Origin of the sequence: Klebsiella sp. GG_Kp146 (genome assembly GCF_040061975.1) — a bacterium.
Classification (GTDB): Bacteria; Pseudomonadota; Gammaproteobacteria; order Enterobacterales; family Enterobacteriaceae; genus Klebsiella; species Klebsiella quasipneumoniae.
Window position 1 is genome coordinate 26,170 of sequence record NZ_JBEAHA010000003.1, and the last position, 18,165, is coordinate 44,334.

14 protein-coding genes and 3 pseudogenes are annotated in these 18,165 nt (G+C 50.6%); 5 read left to right on the forward strand and 12 right to left on the reverse strand.

The window, feature by feature from the left end; genetic code table 11:
* Positions 1–268: 268 nt before the first annotated feature.
* A complete protein-coding gene (locus tag ABLU95_RS04620) occupies positions 269–1,186 on the reverse strand; it encodes an AraC family transcriptional regulator (RefSeq protein ID WP_348874508.1) in 918 nt (305 codons plus the stop codon).
* Positions 1,187–1,560: 374 nt separating this feature from the next.
* Here ABLU95_RS04620 and ABLU95_RS04625 point away from each other — a divergent pair, with 374 nt between their 5' ends.
* The 3 genes from ABLU95_RS04625 to ABLU95_RS04635 all read left to right on the forward strand — a co-directional run bounded on the left by ABLU95_RS04625 (position 1,561) and on the right by ABLU95_RS04635 (position 4,902).
* Positions 1,561–2,658: an alpha/beta hydrolase gene (locus ABLU95_RS04625; RefSeq protein WP_032691186.1), complete on the forward strand. Its 1,098-nt coding sequence runs from the start codon at positions 1,561–1,563 to the stop codon at positions 2,656–2,658.
* Positions 2,659–2,738: 80 nt separating this feature from the next.
* Positions 2,739–3,110, forward strand: a complete 372-nt coding sequence (locus tag ABLU95_RS04630; RefSeq protein WP_348874507.1) for a DUF2255 family protein — start codon at positions 2,739–2,741, stop codon at positions 3,108–3,110.
* Positions 3,111–3,501: 391 nt separating this feature from the next.
* Positions 3,502–4,902, forward strand: coding sequence for an ISNCY family transposase (locus ABLU95_RS04635; protein ID WP_065883942.1), 1,401 nt, complete (start codon positions 3,502–3,504; stop codon positions 4,900–4,902).
* Positions 4,903–5,018: 116 nt separating this feature from the next.
* On the opposite strand, the gene ABLU95_RS04640 is transcribed toward ABLU95_RS04635, so the two are convergent.
* From ABLU95_RS04640 to ABLU95_RS04660, 5 genes are all read right to left on the reverse strand, one after another.
* A complete protein-coding gene (locus ABLU95_RS04640; RefSeq protein ID WP_074442694.1) occupies positions 5,019–5,396 on the reverse strand; it encodes an aspartate/glutamate racemase family protein in 378 nt (125 codons plus the stop codon).
* A gap of 134 nt (positions 5,397–5,530) precedes the next feature.
* Entirely contained in the window at positions 5,531–6,973 is a 1,443-nt protein-coding gene (locus tag ABLU95_RS04645; RefSeq protein WP_240513450.1) for a glycoside hydrolase family 1 protein, read from the reverse strand.
* Between the two features lie 14 nt (positions 6,974–6,987).
* Positions 6,988–8,325, reverse strand: coding sequence for a PTS transporter subunit EIIC (locus ABLU95_RS04650; protein ID WP_065883975.1), 1,338 nt, complete (start codon positions 8,323–8,325; stop codon positions 6,988–6,990).
* A 101-nt stretch (positions 8,326–8,426) separates the two neighbouring features.
* Positions 8,427–9,173: a transcriptional regulator, RpiR family protein gene (locus tag ABLU95_RS04655; protein WP_087849382.1), complete on the reverse strand. Its 747-nt coding sequence runs from the start codon at positions 9,171–9,173 to the stop codon at positions 8,427–8,429.
* Complete coding sequence (locus tag ABLU95_RS04660) at positions 9,154–10,119, reverse strand: C4-dicarboxylate transporter (RefSeq protein WP_223176242.1); 966 nt, start codon at positions 10,117–10,119, stop codon at positions 9,154–9,156. Before ABLU95_RS04660 ends, ABLU95_RS04655 begins: the two co-directional genes overlap by 20 nt.
* Positions 10,120–10,172: 53 nt before the next feature.
* Between ABLU95_RS04660 and ABLU95_RS04665 the strand changes: the two genes are divergently transcribed.
* Positions 10,173–11,675 carry a PLP-dependent aminotransferase family protein gene (locus ABLU95_RS04665; protein WP_080844606.1) on the forward strand — a complete coding sequence of 501 codons (1,503 nt, stop codon included), beginning with the start codon at positions 10,173–10,175 and terminating at the stop codon, positions 11,673–11,675.
* A 143-nt stretch (positions 11,676–11,818) separates the two neighbouring features.
* Here the strand turns inward: ABLU95_RS04665 and ABLU95_RS04670 are convergent.
* A pseudogene (locus ABLU95_RS04670) lies at positions 11,819–11,953 on the reverse strand (IS30 family transposase); the annotation flags it as partial.
* A gap of 204 nt (positions 11,954–12,157) precedes the next feature.
* Positions 12,158–12,265 (reverse strand): annotated as a pseudogene (locus tag ABLU95_RS04675) (hypothetical protein); the annotation flags it as partial.
* On the opposite strand from ABLU95_RS04675, the pseudogene ABLU95_RS04680 reads away from it, so the two are divergent.
* A pseudogene (locus tag ABLU95_RS04680) lies at positions 12,218–12,709 on the forward strand (ISNCY family transposase); the annotation flags it as partial. The pseudogenes ABLU95_RS04675 and ABLU95_RS04680 overlap by 48 nt on opposite strands.
* Positions 12,710–12,770: 61 nt before the next feature.
* Here ABLU95_RS04680 and ABLU95_RS04685 read toward each other — a convergent pair.
* The 4 genes from ABLU95_RS04685 to pgtC all read right to left on the reverse strand — a co-directional run bounded on the left by ABLU95_RS04685 (position 12,771) and on the right by pgtC (position 17,795).
* Entirely contained in the window at positions 12,771–13,109 is a 339-nt protein-coding gene (locus ABLU95_RS04685; RefSeq protein ID WP_241515999.1) for a hypothetical protein, read from the reverse strand.
* A 219-nt stretch (positions 13,110–13,328) separates the two neighbouring features.
* Complete coding sequence (locus tag ABLU95_RS04690; RefSeq protein ID WP_348878917.1) at positions 13,329–14,579, reverse strand: sigma-54 dependent transcriptional regulator; 1,251 nt, start codon at positions 14,577–14,579, stop codon at positions 13,329–13,331.
* Positions 14,569–16,578: a two-component system sensor histidine kinase PgtB gene (gene pgtB / locus ABLU95_RS04695; protein WP_064154606.1), complete on the reverse strand. Its 2,010-nt coding sequence runs from the start codon at positions 16,576–16,578 to the stop codon at positions 14,569–14,571. The genes ABLU95_RS04690 and pgtB overlap by 11 nt, the downstream gene beginning before the upstream one ends.
* Positions 16,575–17,795, reverse strand: coding sequence for a phosphoglycerate transport regulator PgtC (gene pgtC / locus ABLU95_RS04700; RefSeq protein ID WP_348879037.1), 1,221 nt, complete (start codon positions 17,793–17,795; stop codon positions 16,575–16,577). The genes pgtB and pgtC overlap by 4 nt, the downstream gene beginning before the upstream one ends.
* Between the last annotated feature and the right edge of the window lie 370 nt (positions 17,796–18,165).

Here is an 18,165-nt window from a genome sequence, read left to right on the forward strand (position 1 = left end):
TTATGAACAACGCCATAGCTGTTCCGTCGGGAAGTTTTTGGACACGTCGTTCGTCGGCATGAGAATACCGAATCCACCAATAACAACACCAATCCGCTTTGTAAGGTTATCATCTTTATTACTCCAGCCGTCATCAACTGTCACCCGCCCTTGCTGAAGTTGTCTCGATATTACGCTACCGTAATGCCTCTTAGCTTTATTTCGAAGCGGCCACTCCGGGCGGAAGTAATATAATTCACTACCGATTTCACTTGTGGCTGTGGAGAATTTATTGAAGCTTACCAGCTGACTTTCTCAGCACAGTAATATCCCTCTTGGGTGATTCCCCGAACATCCGCGTATATTCCCGGCTGAAATGGGATAAGCTTTCGTAACCGACAGCATAGGCTGCTGTGGTGACATCATAATGTTCATTCAGCATCAGTCGCCTGGCTTCATTGAGGCGTAGCCATTTCTGATACCGGAGCGGGCTCATTCCCGCAAGCTGCCTGAAGTGTTGGTGAAAAGAGGGCGTGCTCATTTGCACCCGACTTGCCAGTTCCTCTACGCGTAAGGATGACGCAATATTGGTTTTTAACCAGTCGATAGCTTTACCGATACGGTAGCCATGGCCGTCTACTGCTGCAATCTGTCTGAGATGATCGGACTGATCGCTCATCAAAAGCCGGTAATGTATCTCTCTTTGAATCAGCGGCCCGAGGACAGGAATGGCTTCAGGCTCGTCAAGCAAAGTAAGCAGACGGCAGAAAGGTTCCAGCAAAACATCAGTAACCGTTCCTATACCGACACCCGTTCCCGCGTCTCGTTTTTTGACCGGCGGCAGGCTTCCCTGGGCAATTAATTCCATCAGCACGCGCTGGTCAAGTTTATAGGCCATGCCGACGCAGGGCCGGGATGTCGAAGCCTGTAAAACCTCCGAGCTGGCTGGCAGGTCAAGGGAGGTGATCAGGAATTTATCCGCATTGTATTCGTAAGGATCACCACCAACCCACATGATCTTCGCGCCATCGGCCACCAGAACGATACTGGGAGGGACCAGGCAGCTCACTGGAGGAGCGGGTTCGTTTCGGCGGAACAATTCGAGTCCTTCTACCGCTGTTGGGAAATCACCGGTGCCCGGAGTGCGCTGAGCAATTTCACGGGAAAGCACGCCGAGTAGTTTTTCAACCGTCTTGTCAGAAATCATTCTGTAATACCTCACGTTTATTGCGGCTTTTGACGTTAACAACTTAGCAGCGATGAAAATTGAAATATACGCTTTAAATTCAGTTTCAGAGGATCAGGCAAATAATGCAGAGTATTTTAATAACAACTTTCATGTAAGGCACTCAAAATAACAACACTGAAATGAAGCTGTGACCTGTCAGTCAGCTTTCACAGCGAGCCAATTTAAACCGTTCAGGTTAAAGCCATTTTTAACTGCCAGACAGGTTATCCGGAGGAGACATACGTGAAAGAGTTTACTTTCTACAACCGCACCCGAATCGAATTCGGTTCCGGAAAAGAGAGTTGCATCTGAAATACTCATGCATGCTGTCTGAAACTATCCCTCAACATCCAATGAAAGGTTTTAATATCATGACGCTAAAATCTTCAACGCGCTTTTTTAATGGCGCACTCCTCGCCGGAGCGATGGCTCTGATTTCAACAGAAGCTGCGGTCGCCCAGCCGGCACCAGGCACAGCAGATTCTTCAGTCCGTCTGGTTCAGACGTGGGATAAAACTTTCCCAAGGAGCGAAAAAGTGGATCATCAAAAAGTCACTTTTAAAAATCGTTACGGTATTACGCTGGCCGCAGATGTGTATCTTCCTAAAGATCGCGGGAACAAGAAGCTTGCTGCGCTTGTCATTTCCGGCCCGTTTGGCGCGGTAAAGGAACAGGCCTCAGGTCTCTATGCTCAGACTTTGGCAGAGCGCGGATTCGTGACGCTGGCATTTGATCCATCTTATACCGGTGAAAGCAGTGGTGAACCCCGCAATATTGCTTCCCCTGATATCAATACCGAAGACTTTATGGCCGCAGTCGATTTTATTGGGCTGCAACCTTATGTGGATCGTGAACGTATCGGTGTCATCGGTATTTGCGGCATGGGGGGGATTGCCCTGAACGCTGTTGCCGTAGATAAACGCGTAAAAGCGGTCGTTGCCAGCACCATGTACGATATGAGCCGCGTAATGTCGAAAGGCTACAATGACAGCGTAACGCCGGAGCAACGCGAGCAGGCGCTGGAGAAGATGAGTCTTCAGCGCTGGGAAGATGCGGCAAACGGCAAGCCTGCATACCAGCCAGCCTATAATAAACTGAAGGGCGGGGAAGCACAGTTCCTCGTGGACTATGCGGACTATTACATGACTAAACGCGGTTATCATCCACGAGCCGTCAACTCTGGCAATTCATGGTCGGTGACAACGCCGATGGCCTTCATGAATTTCCCGCTCATGACCTATATCAAGGAAATTTCTCCGCGTCCGATCCTGTTCATCCATGGCGAAAAAGCGCATTCGCTTTACTTCTCTAAAACGGCTTATGAAGCGGCAAATCAACCAAAAGAGCTTCTGATTGTTAAAGATGCCACACATGTCGATTTATATGATCGTATGGATAAGATCCCGTTCGATAACATCACTGCATTTTTTAACAAAAATCTTAATAAGTAAGCCATAGCACCGTCCGGTGCTTTCAGATGCAGTGTCTGTGCGACAAACGACAGACACTGCTCTTGAAAGAGGAGAAGTTTATGTTCTGGAACCCTGAATTATTAACAAGAATAGATGCGGCCGACGACCTGAAAATCGCTCCGTATCATCCCGATATGAATACGACCGGTACGCCGACGTGGATTTGGGAAGTGAAGGTGGAGAACAGACTTTTCGTCCGAGCCTATAGTGGTACCAGTTCAAAATGGTATCAGGCTGCATTGTCCCAGCAGGCGGGTAAGATACTGGCTATTGGACAAGAGTTCGATGTACTGTTCGCAAAACCATCAGACCCTGAGCTTGAAAGTAAAATTGATCAGGCTTACCAGAAAAAGTACTCCAGTAGCAGCTATGTTTCAGCAATGACAGGGACACGCGCCAGAGCGGCCACGATTGAGATTTTACCTTCGTAATTTCATGTCAAAGTGATACTGGGTGTTCTGTGAAACAAAATCTGCCTGTGTAGCTTTAATTTCCCTGAAACTGGAGGCAAGTAGGAAACATACATAACCGCCAGTTTCTGGTCCGTTGAAAGTTCATCTTCAGGAAGCATTGTCCATTAAGGTAGGAGTTTAAATATTGATGATAGGGCGAACATGTACTATGAACATAACGCAAGAAAAGGGATGTCAGTCATAAATAAGTACCGTGTTGATTTGTTAAGAGGCCGCTGTCAAATATGAAGTTATTGGGCATTACATGCATTTAACATAATATACATTATGCGCACTTTGATTATAGTGGCTGAGTTGTAAGGTCTGCTCCTGGATAAGTGACACGTGGATTCACCATGGAGGGATTCTGATAACGTCTCATGCAGCGGACGTTTTCACTTTGGATGAAGTTAACCGACTCAAAATCATTCAGGACGTTGTCGACCGGCGACTGACCACGCAGATGGCCGCGCAGCGCCTGGGAATTTCCGATCGCCAGTGCCGACGCCTTCTGTCGCGTTACCGTGAATCAGGCCCGCTTGGTATGGCTAACCGCCGTCGCGGAAAACCCAGCAATAACCAGTTGCCTGATGGTCTTGCCCGGTACGCACTCAGTATTATCCGCGAGCGCTATACCGACTTCGGGCCGACGCTGGCGTGCGAGAAACTCGCAGAGCTGCACGATGTTCACCTGTCCAAAGAGACCGTCCGTTCACTCATGGTCAAAGCCGGTCTCTGGATCCCACGCAAACAACGTGCGCCGAAAATTCAGCAACCACGCTATCGCCGGGCCTGCTGCGGCGAACTGATCCAGATTGATGGCTGCGACCATCACTGGTTCGAGAACCGTGCGCCCGCCTGTACCGCACTGGTCTACGTCGACGATGCGACGAGTCGCCTGATGCAGCTTCGTTTCGTGAAATCGGAATCGACCTTCACGTATTTTGAGGCCACCCGGGGCTATCTGGAAAAGCATGGTAAACCACTGGCATTGTACAGTGACAAAGCCAGCGTCTTCAGAATCAACAATAAAAATGCCACCGGCGGCGATGGTTACACCCAGTTTGGCCGTGCGATGCACGAACTGAGCATCCAGACTATCTGCGCCAATACCAGCTCCGCCAAAGGCCGTGTGGAACGTGCCCATCTGACGCTTCAGGATCGCCTCGTAAAGGAGCTCAGGCTCAGGGGCATCTCTTCAATGGATTCAGCTAATGATTATGCCGATGAATTTATGGCCGATTACAACCGACGTTTTGCTAAAGCGCCCCGGCATGACTTTGATGTGCATCGACCACTTGAAACTGACGATGACCTGGCAGCATTTTTCACATGGAGGGAGCCGCGCCGTGTGTCAAAATCCCTGACAGTGCAATATGACAAAGTGCTCTATCTGATTGAAGATAATGAGTTAAGCCGCAGGGCTATCGGAAAATATATTGAGGTCTGGCATTACCCGGATGGTCGTAAAGAGCTCCGCCTTAATGGCGCTGTTCTTCCCTACTCCACCTATGATCGCCTTCAGGAAATAGACCAGGGCGCTATCGTGGACAACAAGCGCCTCGGGCGGACACTTGAGTTTATTAAGCTGGTTCAGGGCAAACGCGACGATAACCGTTCGCAAGCTCTCCCTGCCGGAGATGGCCCTTCCCGGCGGCGCAGAAAACCGACAGAGAAGAAATCCCAGCGTTCCCTGAATGGTGACGATATGCTGGAAGCATTGAAGACATTACAGTCCCGTTCTGAGGAAATTTTCGGTACAAGGAAATGACATGGATCTGATGGCAGACATAAGCCCGCCCCTTATAGAACTTTCCAATGCCTTCAGAATCAAACGCCATATGAATACTTATTCCGTAATAGTTGTTGGAAGAAATAATCACATAATTAAGTAGAAAGACTACTTACTTCTGCATGGATTCCAAGCAGCCTGTAAAGTGACTCCTTCATCCGGATTGTATTACCAGTGGTGTAAAAGCGGTATTTCTCCTGGCCGCGCTCTTCAGGCCAGTTGCAGCTATTCAACATTGAGGCCGCATGGCTGATAACCGCAGGGGCGGGATCATGTATTGTCACTTCTGCTGGAACAATCTGTTCAATGAGATAGCGGAGGAAGGGATAATGTGTACATCCGAGAACGATTTGGTCCACTCCGGCATCAATCAGAGGCTGAACAACGCGGTTAACCATTTTACGCACTTCAAATAGGGCATGAGGATGCCCCTCTACAGCATCAACCCAGCCTTCAGGTGTTACAGCGTACACGTCAACCCGGATAATTATACTCCTTTAAAATGCTGAAGATAACATCAGCGTCTATGCATCTGCATGCCCTGATAATCGTTATAAATGAAGGGCTGCGTCAGAGAATGTGAAGTCCTCAGTGCAGCCCTGGTACATTATTCCTCGACTGATTTACCGTTGGTCGCAATGAGTTTCTGATACCAGTAGTAGCTTTTCTTGCAGAAACGCCTGCCGTCACCACGCCCCAGATCGTCAAGATTGACGTAAACCAGGCCATAACGTTTTGACATCTGGTTTGACGAGCAGCTGATGATGTCGATCGGAGACCACATATAGTAGCCCAGCACTTCCACGCCATCGGCAATGGCTTCACCGACAGAGCGGATATGATCCCTGAAGAAGGCGATACGGTAATCATCCTCTACGGTTTCGTTAACCAGCTCGTCAAAGCAGCCAATACCGTTCTCGGTGATCATGATAGGCTTTTGCCAGCGATCCCAGAAGAAATTCAGCACATAGCGAAGCCCTACCGGGTCAATTGCCCAGCCCCAGGGGGTCTGCGATAAAAGCGGGTTACGCTTGTTATTCCCCCTGAACTGGTGCGCAATCTCAGCATTGCTTACATAGGTGGTGTAATAAGAAAACGTCATGAAATCTGCCGTATTCTTCAGGAGAGCTTTATCCTCATCCGTGATGCTGAGAACGATGTTTTTCTCTTTGAAGAACCGTTTGATATAGCCGGGATATTCACCACGCAGAAGCACATCCGCGAAGTAGATTTCATACTGGTTTTTCTGCCATGTGGCAAAGTTGTCTTCCGGACTTGTCGTTTCAGGGTAGGCAAAATCGGTATACAGCATCATGCCGATCTTAATATCTCCGCCCAGGGAGGCAGCATATTTTTTTACCATGGCCGAAGCCAACAGTTCGTGGTGAACGCCCTGATATTTATCCTGTTCCAGATAGGTGCCTTCGTCCTCGAAAATGCCCAGATGATTGAAGGACTCGTAGCGAATGAGGTTAATCTGGTTAAAAGGGATCCAGTACTTAACGCGATCGTGATAGCGATCGAGGCAAGTGCGGGCAAAGTTAAAATAAAAATCGATTAACTGACGGTTCTTCCAGCCATTATAATTCAGCGCGAGGTTCAGGGGCATCTCATAATGGGCGAGCGTAATCATCGGCTCCATGCCATTTTTGATGATTTCGTCTATCAGCTCATCGTAAAATTTCAGGCCCGCTTCGTTAGGTGCCGTGTTATCCCCGTCAGGAAAAATACGCGCCCAGCTGATTGAGGTACGGAAGGTCTTCAGACCGGCGGCCTTGAGCAGCGCCAGATCTTCACGGAAGGTGTGGTAAAAATCGATACCCGTTCTTTTAGGAAACACGCCGTCTTTATCATCCTGTGCCTGAACAGCATAGTCCCGGGTGAGCTCGATATTATACATCTTGCGCATGTCTTCATTGAAAACATATTCATTGATATCGGCAACGCTGATACCTTTACCATCAAGATTCCAGGCCCCCTCAGCCTGGTTGGCCGCGATAGCGCCGCCCCAGAGGAAGTTCTCAGGAAAATTCAGTGTTTCGTTACTCATGTTCTCTCCCATTTTTAAGACCGGCTCTTGTAACCAAAAATAACCGGTAAAACTGCGCCAGTAATTAAAGTGGCGAATAGACCCACGCTGTAAATCAGCATGTTACTTGCGGTCGGGATGGAAAGCAGACTCGCAAAAACAAGGTTATTAATCGTGATGTTATAGCCACCCACAATTCCTCCGCCTACCGCACCGGCAATAATGATGTAATAAATCGTGCGGCGGTTAGGGATGATGAGGCCGTATAAGATAGGCTCAGTCACACCGCTGATTAATGAAGGGAAGAAGGCACTGCTGGCAAGCTGACGCGTACCTGCATCACGCGTTCTGATAAGGATCCCGAGTGCCACGCCCATCTGAGCGATGGCTGACATACCGCCAATGGCATAGATAGGGTCACCGCCATGGGCAATGTTTGAAAAGACTACCGGAATAATGGCCCAGTGCAGCCCAAACAGGACGATAAAGGAATAGGCTGCCCCGATGATCATCCCGGCCACAAGACTGTTCACGCCAATGATGTAAACGATGGCTGATGCCAGATAATCACCGAGGTACTTGCCGAAGGGGCCAAGTAAAAACATGGTGAGCGGAACCACAATCACGACGCATAACAACGGCACCATAAACAGCTGTACTGAATCCCACAACCTGGCCTTCAGGAAGCGCTCCAGCGCGGCAGCAACCGGTACGGCAAAGAATACCGGAAAGATGCTGTAGCCGTATTCCATAACCACAAGCGGCAGGCCGATGATATTCAGCGTCTGCCCTGCCAGACTGGTAAATTCGGGATACAGTAATGACGCGCCGATGATCGCGCCTGTTAGCTCACTGGATTTAAGCTTCCTGGCGATGGTAAAACCAAGTAGCACTGGCATGAAATAAAACGGCACATTAGCGATAAATGACAGCAGGGTTAGCGTACTGTTTCCCGTCAGAGAAGGCAGGCTCAGCAACAATGTGGTGAAAGCACGTAGCAGACCTGCGGCGGCGAGAATACCGATCAAAGGCAGGAAGCTGCCTGAAATGAATGCGAAGATACGGCTGATGAAAGATTCCCGGTTTGCTGCCGTCCCGGAAGAGGACAGCGCGCTGTTCTGACCACCGGTTTCAAGCACGCCATGCAGGGCACTGTATACTGCCCCTACCTTGTTGCCGATAATGAGCTGGCACTGTCCGCTGGCCTGCACGACTGAGAGGACCAGCGGGTTCGCTTTAAGGGCATCCTTGTTAATCTTGTCATAATCGAAGAGATTAAAACGTAAGCGCGTAGCGCAGTGGTAATAATCCTTAATATTTTCACGGCCACCTAAATTGTCAATGATAGACAATATCTGCTGTTGTTCAGACATTTGCGGGACTCTCTTGATGTAGGGTATAACCTGAAAATATCCGTGAACAGGCTGTAAATCAAAAACTATCATTTTCCTGTTTTGGAAAATAACTTTGTGAGCTAAATCACGTTCTGTACGATATTAAAAACAATACTTTCAAGGTATTTATGAGAAAAATAGTTTGCGTATAACATTTGAGGGTAATTATTAAGTTCGATGGAATGGGCTGGTTTATTATTCAGGATTGCTGGCACGCTTCCTGAAATAAGGCATAATTGCGACTTTTCAGACACGTTATTTATATACTGGCATGAGTTTATCCATTGTCCTGTCAGGGTAAGAATAAAAACGCAGTCAACCTGTCGCAGAATGGTTTTGATCAGTTCGTTGTTTGAACGCTCGACCAGATAAACCTTCCGGTTGCTGCTGCTGATGCTTTCCCTCATGACATTTGCAATATTGAAAAGAAATGAGTTAGACAGAATAATGACGGAACGACTGTTATTAATGACCTCTGCCATTTTTCTGCACTCTTCATAAGGTATATATTTATATATTTCCTCGATGACCTCTTTTTCAGTCATTCCTTTTATACCCTGATGCGTCAACCGATAGGGAGCTATGTCATTTTTTAATTCCTGGAACGAGCCGTATCCCAGTTCCCTGACGAATTTGGTGATGCTCGAAGGCGTCGTATTACAGTACGACGCCAGCTCTTCGATTTTCACATACGGAAATTCTTCGATTTTAGCAATTACCGCCATCGCAATGGCGGTAAAGACGTTTCGCTTACCGGCATAAAAAAGATATTCAGATACTCTCACATAAAGAGGACTGTAAAATACGCTATCCGGAGTGTTTTGCATGCCTGCCCCAACAGAGAGTTAACAGTGATTGCCTGACGGTCATAACAATAATGGAGCATACTACAAAGGTCGCGAATGTCAGTGCCGCCAGTGCAAGCGTGTGGTTCAGTGTGGTCATGGATGCCGCGTCAACCCTTATAAGGGCAGATGCCAGTGCCGTTGACGGGAAGGTAAATCCCCACCAGATCCGCCCAAACGTATCCGGGATCATTCTTCGCCACAGGCTGATGAGCACAATGGCAAAGAAAAGTGCGGTCCAGGCCATGAATTCAATTACGTCATTCATACCGCCATAAATACAGTACAGTCCGACGGCGATGACCGCAGGCGCTGAAACCATAATAGCCAGGCCGGGCATGGCCTTCTGCGGGGTAACAGGACGAACAAACACGATACGCCAGAGGATAAGCGGCATAAAAAGCGCCCAGCAGAGCAGAGCTGAAAACAGCAGCATCTTACTGAGGCCCGGAAACCCCAGATCCACGCCCGCGAAAGCCGGAGAGGCGTTGCCCACCATAGGTATAAGCCATACCGGGCTGATTTCATGCGTATCGAGCTGATCGATAAGCCAGCGGCGGAATGTACACGTGAGGAAAAAAATCTGGGCGGCGACGGCCGCTATCCAGAGCACCTTCGCCAGCAGGATACTGTAAGGTAGCAGTCCCATTGCGAGCAGAAAACCTGAAATTGTGGCAGCACAAAAAAAGTTCTTACTGGCACGTGAATGCCATTCTGCAAGGATAATCTGACGGCAAAAAACCAGCCGCAGAAGTTGGATACCGGTCAGTACTAAAAATACCGCTAATCCTGTCGCAAGGAATACTTCACCAGGCAACGCGGACACGTCGTAGGTTTTTGCTGCGGCCCGCCATACCAGGCCCAGGCCGGTTATCCCCATCACCGAGGAATAGAGATCGAAGCTGACAGTTTGAAATTTTTCGGACACCGTATATCTCACTTTTAATTTCCGGGCAAAATTACTGCGCCCAGGACAGATGCATGCTAAATTTCCGCTATATTGGTCCTGTGCCATTACTGTTTAAAGGTCCAATTCAGGTAAATAATTGGACCACAGGGGTTTGTGTGATTGAAATTCACCTCAGCCGCAGCGCGACGGCTCTTCCGCTTTACCAACAGATTGAGCAGCAAATCAGCTGGCAGATCATCAAGGGTCAACTGAATTATGGCGAGTACCTGCCCCCCTCCCGGGAGCTGGCCCGGCAGCTGAGAGTATCCCGGGGAAGCGTTGTCCGGGCTTATGAAGCGCTTTGCATGAAAGAGTACTGTCACAGCCATACGGGAAGAGGAACGATGGTGATTTACCGGGAAAAGCCGGATGCGTCACCGCCTGGTCCGGTTGCGGCTGCCCCCTCCCCGATCGCCTACGCGAGCGATAAATTTCTTCCCGGGGGCTTATCCCTGCTTCCCAGCCATGCCAGCACGGCTCATCTTCCGGTCGGTGAGTTCCGGCAGGCTTTCAACCGCGTGCTGCGTTATCCTGACAGGCTTAATCAGTTTGGCGAGAGCGCCGGGAATCTGGAGCTACGTCAACTAATCTGTGACCAAATCCTTCCTTCCCGGGGGATCTCAGCCAGTCCCCAGGAAGTGCTGATTGTCCCCGGTTCACAGTATGGAAGTCTGCTTCTGGCCATGACGGTACGCCAGGAGAGAACATGTTTTCATTTTGGCGAGCCGGGCTACCTGGAGTTTGCCCGTAATTTTTCGCGTTTCGGCTACAATCTACAGTCACACAGGATGGATCCTGAGGGAATCGATCTATCCGACTTTCGGCCAACGGCGAAGGATATTCTTTATCTGATGCCGGAACATCATTTTCCGCAATGCATCACGTTGTCGGATAGCAGACGAAGCGAAATAATTCATTTGGCAAGTCAGAAGAAGATACTTTTGCTGGAAGATGATTATGACAGTGAATTTTACTTCGACAAAGTTCCCCGCCCTGCCCTCCGTTCAACCGCAGCCTCAGAACAGGTCGTATATATGGGTACCTTTTCCAAAGTACTTTTCAATAACGTTCGGCTCGGATATCTGGTTGCAGACAGCCATCTAATACAACAGATGGCTGCTCTACACTGGAGTCTGTCACGCGGTACAAGCGGGCTTGTGCAACAATGGGTAGCTGAATTGCTGAAAAGTGGAACATATGCGAGACATTTGCGAAGAATGCGAACGGTATACCGGCATAAACGAGATGACATGGTGGCTCTGGTACGGAAATACCTGCCGGACGCACAATTCAGCGTCCCGCCAGGTGGCCTGCAACTTTACGTCAAATTCAGCGAGCCTGAAAAAGCCATCTGGGTTTATGACTGGCTTTCCGGAAACAATATTCAGGTTGCTGATACAGGAAACTACACGTTAGATACTGACGCGACGTCTGATTTTATCGTATTAGGGTTCGCGAATACTGATGTGAATGAATGCGAGACGGTTCTTGAAAGGCTGAGTCACGCACTGTATTCAGGCCTCGACAGGATCTGATTTCGCGGTATGACTATTTTACGTTTCATCAACGATCCTATGATCTTCCTTGTTACCAGAGTGACACCGGTAACATTCACTATATCATTGTGGCCACTGTCTGTAGTGGTTTAGTTAATTTGGTCACCTGAGTTGAGGTGTTATCCAAAAGTCTGGCGGAAAGTGGGCAAGATAGAAGAATGATATCTGTCGAACATTCTGGCGATATCATGTAGGTCATCAACTTGCTTATATCTGTCCCAAATAATCGTTTTCGTAATGCGCGTTTTTCGTTTCATGGCAACGTCCCCCTTGATTAAGGATAGCGTGCATCGACCCGTTAAACTCACAGCACTAAGCGGACATTTTGACTTTGCCCTGCCCCGGACATCTGAACTTAGCTTTGACATAGATTATGGTGGCTGAGTTGTAAAGCCTGCTCCTGGATAAGTGACACGTGGATTCACCATGGAGGGATTCTGATGACGGCTCATGCAGCGGACGTTTTCACTTTGGACGAAGTTAACCGACTCAAAATTATTCAGGACGTTGTCGACCGGCGTCTGACCACTCAGATGGCCACACAGCGCCTGAGTATATCTGATCGCCAGTACCGACGCCTTCTGTTGCACTGCCGTGAATCAGGCTCGCCAGATATCGCTAACCGCCATTGTTGAAATCTCAGCAATAACCAGCTGCCAGATGACCTTGCACAGTACGCGCTCAATATTATCCGCGAGCGCTATACCGACTTTGGGTCGACGCTGGCGTGTGAGAAACTCGCAGAACTGCATGATGTTCATCTGTCCAAAGAGACTGTCCGTTCACTCATGGTTAAAGCCGGTCTCTGGATCCCCCGCAAACAACGTGCGCCGAAAATTCAGCAGTCACGTTATCTTCGGGCCTGCTGCGGCGAACTGATCCAGATTGATGGTTGCGACCACCACTGGTTCGAGAACCGTGCGCCCGCGTGTACCGCGCTGGTCTATGTCGACGATGCGACGAGCCGCCTGATGCAGTTTCGTTTCGTTAAATCGGAATCGACCTTCACCTATTCATGCCACTTTAAAATGATGGCGTGGAGATCGCTCTGTGGTCCTTACGCCTGATGTCACCTTATATTGATTGAAGCGTCGCAAGCGCCGAAAGCAGGATACCGATAACGACCGGATAAAAAGCGCAGGAAATCAGGAATTCAGCTACCTTATGACCTTCACTTTGTATATGAATAGTTCTTCCTATACTTATCAGAGAGGCAAAAAAACCGATCGTCGCCACAACGGCGATGAAAGTCAGAATGCAATACAGCGTTAACCCGCCAGCCTCTCTTTTCTCAAGGCAACCAAACATCGCCAGCGCCTGCAACAGGCTTAATGCGATCGCCCCGGAGCAGCTTTCACAGACCCTTCCATAGATACCAAACACTTCCCAGGCACGTTCGCTAATGCGCTTCACTCAGAATTCCTTCTATAAAATAAAAAAAATAACAGGCGCTTAAGTTTTTACCTCTTCACCTTTGCAAATCTATATAAAAAATCCATTTAAAAAATGGTGTCCTCTTTTTTCAGGTATTCATAAGGGTTCACCCTTCCCTGCCCCTTTAGCGTAAAAACATCGTTATTTTCCGGCGCAGGAACCATTCAGGATATTATTAACCATCGTCTGGCGCCATGCCTAAACCCCTTTGTAGTGCTCTTTACTCAGGCCATACTTCTTCATTCTGAGATAGAGTTTTTTACGCGGTATCAGCAGATACTCCGCCACCTCATTGATACGTCCCTGGTGGATATTCAGCGCTTCAGTGATAATCTGCCGCTCGACCTCCTCAACCCGCCGATCCAGCGGCGTCGGTTCGCCGACGAGCATCAGCGGATTCACCGTTTCCGCGAGCGGTAATACCCCCACCGCAAACAGCTCGGCGGCGTTCGCCAGTTCGCGAACGTTATTTGGCCACACCCGCCGCATCATCCCCTTCAACAGACCGGCATCCACCTCAGGGACGGGATGATTCAGCCGTTGACAGGTTTTTTGCAAATAGTGATGAAACAGCGGCTCGATATCATCAGGTCGCTTTGACAGAGGCTGGCAGCCAATTTGCGTCATCGCGAAGCAGTAATAGAGTTCCGCCACTATCTGGCTGCTGGCGGCCAGCTCCACCAGCGAAGCATTACCGATACCAATCAGGCGAAAAGGCCGTTTCTCATGACTCTGCAGCTGTACCAGATGATGCTGTTGCCCGTGAGACAGATGCTCCAGGTGGCTTAGGACCAGCGTCCCGCCCTGGGCTTGCGCGATCAGTTCATTCAGCGTGTGGGCGTTAGCCGTATTGAGTTCGCAGGAGATAAACGGACCTTCGGCGTGACGCCCTAACTGGTGCAGGTAACGCGCGCCGGTCATCCGGCCGGTTCCCGGCTCGCCGTAAAGCCATACCGCAATATCCGTCTCTGCCAGCTGCTGAAGGCGCTGGCGATACCGATCCGTCCATTGGCTGCGGCCAATAAGCTCAACCTGTAATTTTTGCTGACAATACTGGCGACGGGCGATCACCGATTGCCTCTGACGCAGCGCGGCATCCACCAGCGTGAGCAGCTTGCCCGGATCGATCGGCTTTTGCAGGAAATCCCAGGCCCCTTTTTTCACCGCCTCCACCGCCATCGGCACATCGCCGTGACCGGTGATAAGCAGAATCGGCAGCAGATCGTCATCCTGATGAAACAATGTCATTAAATCGATTCCGGAGCAGCCGGGCATGCAGACATCGCTTAAAACAATGCCGGGCCAGTCCTTCGGCACCCGCTCCCGCGCATCAAAAGGATTATTACAGGCACTGACCTGATACCCCGCTTGCTCAAGCAGCTGCGTATAGGCATCCAGCACATCGGCATCATCATCAATCAGCAGAATCGAACAGTGATTACTCAACATCTTTTACATCCGTCAAATTGAATTCCAGCACCACGCAGGCACTGCGCGTAAACGTCGACGCCAGGCGCAACGCCCCTTCCATTTGCGTCATCAGCGAAACACTTATCGAAAGCCCTATTCCCAGCCCCACGGCTTTGCTGGTAGTGAACGGTTTTAACAGCGAAGGGAGTAAGGCCGCAGGCCAGCCGGGGCCGTTATCGGCAATCAACACGCACAGCCTTTCGCCCTGGATGTGCCAGCTCACGGTGATTTGCGCTGCGTGCGGGCAAGCATCAAGGGCATTTGACAGCACGTTCACCAGCACCTGATGAACACGCACTTCGTCTCCCAGGATCCAGACGGCGTCATCCGGTATCAGCAGCGTCCCCTGCTGAGGTTTATGGCGCATCGCCAGCAGTTCCCATGCCACGGTAAAGGTCTGGCGCAAATCGACCGGGTGCAGCGGCGTTTCCAGTTCTGCGCGGCGGGTAAACTGGCGCAGGGAGCGGATAATCGCGTCAATGCGGTTGATCAACCCTTCCGCTTTGCTTAACGTCGTCCGCGCCTGCTCCGTCTGTCCCTGCTCGATCGCCCTTCCTGCGGTAAAAAGATACATCGACAGCGCATTCAACGGCTGATTAATCTCATGCGCCAGGGTAGTCATTGTCTGCCCCACCACCGCCAGTTTAGCGGTCTGGATCAGCTCGTCCTGAGTGGCACGCAGATCGGCCTCAATCGCTTTCCTCTCGCCTATCTCCTGTTCAAGCTGCTGTTTTTGCGCATTAAGCTGACCGAGGGTATGGCGAAGCAAACCGGCAATACGTCCCAGCTCGTCGCGCCCGTAAACCGGAATGGTCGCCTCGGTCTGGCCCAGACCAATCTGCACCACCGCCTGATTCAGCGCGGTAAAGCGTTTCACCAGCCGCGAGCGAATAAAATAATGATTCAACCCCCACGCCAGCAGCAGCGCCAGCAGCGTCGCCACCAGGATTAGCCCGCCGCTGACCCGGACAATCTGCCCCATACGCTGATTAAACATCTGCATCTGCTGGTGACTGCTGCCAAGCTGGGCTTCCAGCAGCGTTCTGAAGCGTCCCAGCGTCGCTTCTCTGGCCCGGCTGGCTTCCACGAGCGCTTTTTGCGCGGTAACGTAGTCCCGCATAGTGTCCGGCATCTTATTTTTCACCATGCCAATTTCCAGCAGCTCATCGATCGTTTGTCGCAGGGTAATGGTGCTCGGCCAGTCATCCAGCGCACGAATATTTTCATCCGACGTTTTCTTCAGGTTTTCAAGATAGCGGATATGCGTCTCCACCAGCATACCGTCATCATTACCGGATTTCAGTTCATTGAGCCTGTCGCGCAGGTCGTCAACGATCTGATTTTCAATACGAGCCAGGGTATAGACCTGCTGTTGTTCATTCTGTACTTCCCGGGAGCGTTTCAGGTACTGTGCCGCATCCCCCTGTCGGGCTTCAATCTGATCGAGCAGCGTTCCCTGTTGCCAGGTAAAATCCTGCACCAGCGAATTCAGCTCAGTGGTGAAATCATCGTGCAGCCAGTCGATCCGCGCCGAAAGCTCTCCCACCTTTTCACGAACCAGAAACATGTTGTAGAGCACGCGATCCAGTTCCGCCAGCAGCGCGCGGCTGTCCTGCAATATCACCGCCAGCTGCTGCCGTTCTGCCGGCGACAACCCCTGGCTCAGCCGCTCTATTTTATCCAGATGCTGGATAATCTGGTTGCGCAGCTGCAGCCGTACCGTGGTATTCGGCGCCAGCAGAAATTCATTGAGCTGATCGACCACCAGGTTGAGATTACCTTCAATCAGAAAAGCCGAATGGATGCGCGGAAAATACTCATCCAGCGAATAGCGGATCTGCGAACTTTGCTCATGCCATGAATAGAGGCTGACGCTGCTGACAATCAGCGTCAGCAGCGCCCCCATCAGAAAAGCCCCGCGTAGGCTGCTACTGATACTGATTTGCCGCAGACGTTGCAGCATGGACCTGCCCATCATTTCAGTTCTTCCAGTTTATTAATCGCCTGCCGCTGATTGTTGAGAAACCAGAGCTGCCACGCCATCATCTGCTGTTCCGCGAAGCTCTTATTGTCGAACTGAGCCAGCCAGGCTTCATCCTCGCTGCTCGCCGGATCGACCGGCACACGGGTCAGCAACGCGCGAATCTCGGGCAGCGGACGCTTGAGACGGGCCTCCGCGCTATGCAGTGCTCGCCAGGCATCTTTTAGCTGGGCAAGACGAAAGCTGATCGCCGTATCGAACATCCGTTGCACCAGACGCTGGCGTTTGAGGATCAGCCGATAGTTCAATGGCGGTTGATTCATCAGCACCGCCTGCTGCGCCGCCCGCGGATTGCCCGCCGCCAGCGGCGTTACCGGGTATTTCCCGGTATTGGCATCGGCGAGGATCGCCTGGCCCTCCGGGCTTAACAGATAGCGAATAAACCGCCGCGCCTCGCTGGCGTGCTGACTGTTTTTAAGCACCGCGACATAGGTCGGCGAAACCGCCGACTGCGGGAAATAGGTAAAAGCCAGGTGCGGATCGTTCAGCAGCAGATTGGCGTAGTTATCAATCACCGGACCGGCCACGCCCAGGCCGCTTTTAATCTTATCCGCCACCCCAAAGCTGCGGGATGAAATGGTCACGAGGTTTCCCGCACTCGTCAACAGCGTTTCCCATCCTTTAATCCAGCCCTTTTGTTGCAGCAGCGACTCCACCATCAGATGGTTGGTATCCGAACGCGACGGACTGCTCATCAGCAGCGCCCCCTGATAGCGGGGATCAGTCAGGTCATCCCAGTCCGCTGGCGCAGGCAGATGCCGTGTCATCAGCGCCGGGCGATTAATCAGCAAACCGAACCCGGAAATCGCTACGGCCACGGAGGTGGAGCGAATGGATTCCGGCACCAGTTGTTGGCTGACTGCCGGCGCACCGCTGAACAGTGCCAGCTTTTTATGCTCCTGAAGATGCTGCAGCAGCATCGGCGACGAGGTCAGGATCAGATCGACATTTTCGGCATTTGCCGTGTCTAGCAGCTGTTCCAGCGAGGCGCTGGTGCGGTTGAGCGTCCTGATCGTCACTGACCCCGGCTCTTTCTGCCAGCGATCGATAATCCACTCGGTGGCGCTGGGAGAAAATGTCGTCGCCATCACCAGCTCATTGCTTTGCGCCGCACAGGGTCTCAGCCAGGCGGTCAGCAGCATCAGCGCGAGCATTTTGCTCACTATCCAGCCCCGACGAAGAGACATGTTTGTGATCCCGTTCATAAATATTGAAATACCGAAAAAATTACGTTGAGACAAAACTTACCCGTTTATGACAGCTGGCGAATTAATCACCGCGAGCGGAAAAATAGCCAAACGGGCGCCCGGGAATATCGCTAAAGATTACCAGATAATGATTGGGTAATTTGTTAGAGTCCGCACAAGCCGGACATAAAATCAGCGCAACATTAATTCCGCAGGCTCTCGCTCATTCAATATGAGTCAAAAGCAACCTATCAATTCATTATTTTGAGTCAGTTTTGACTCATTTCGACGATTTGTATTTTACGGCCGCTTATTTCACCCTTCAGGCCGAATGCTC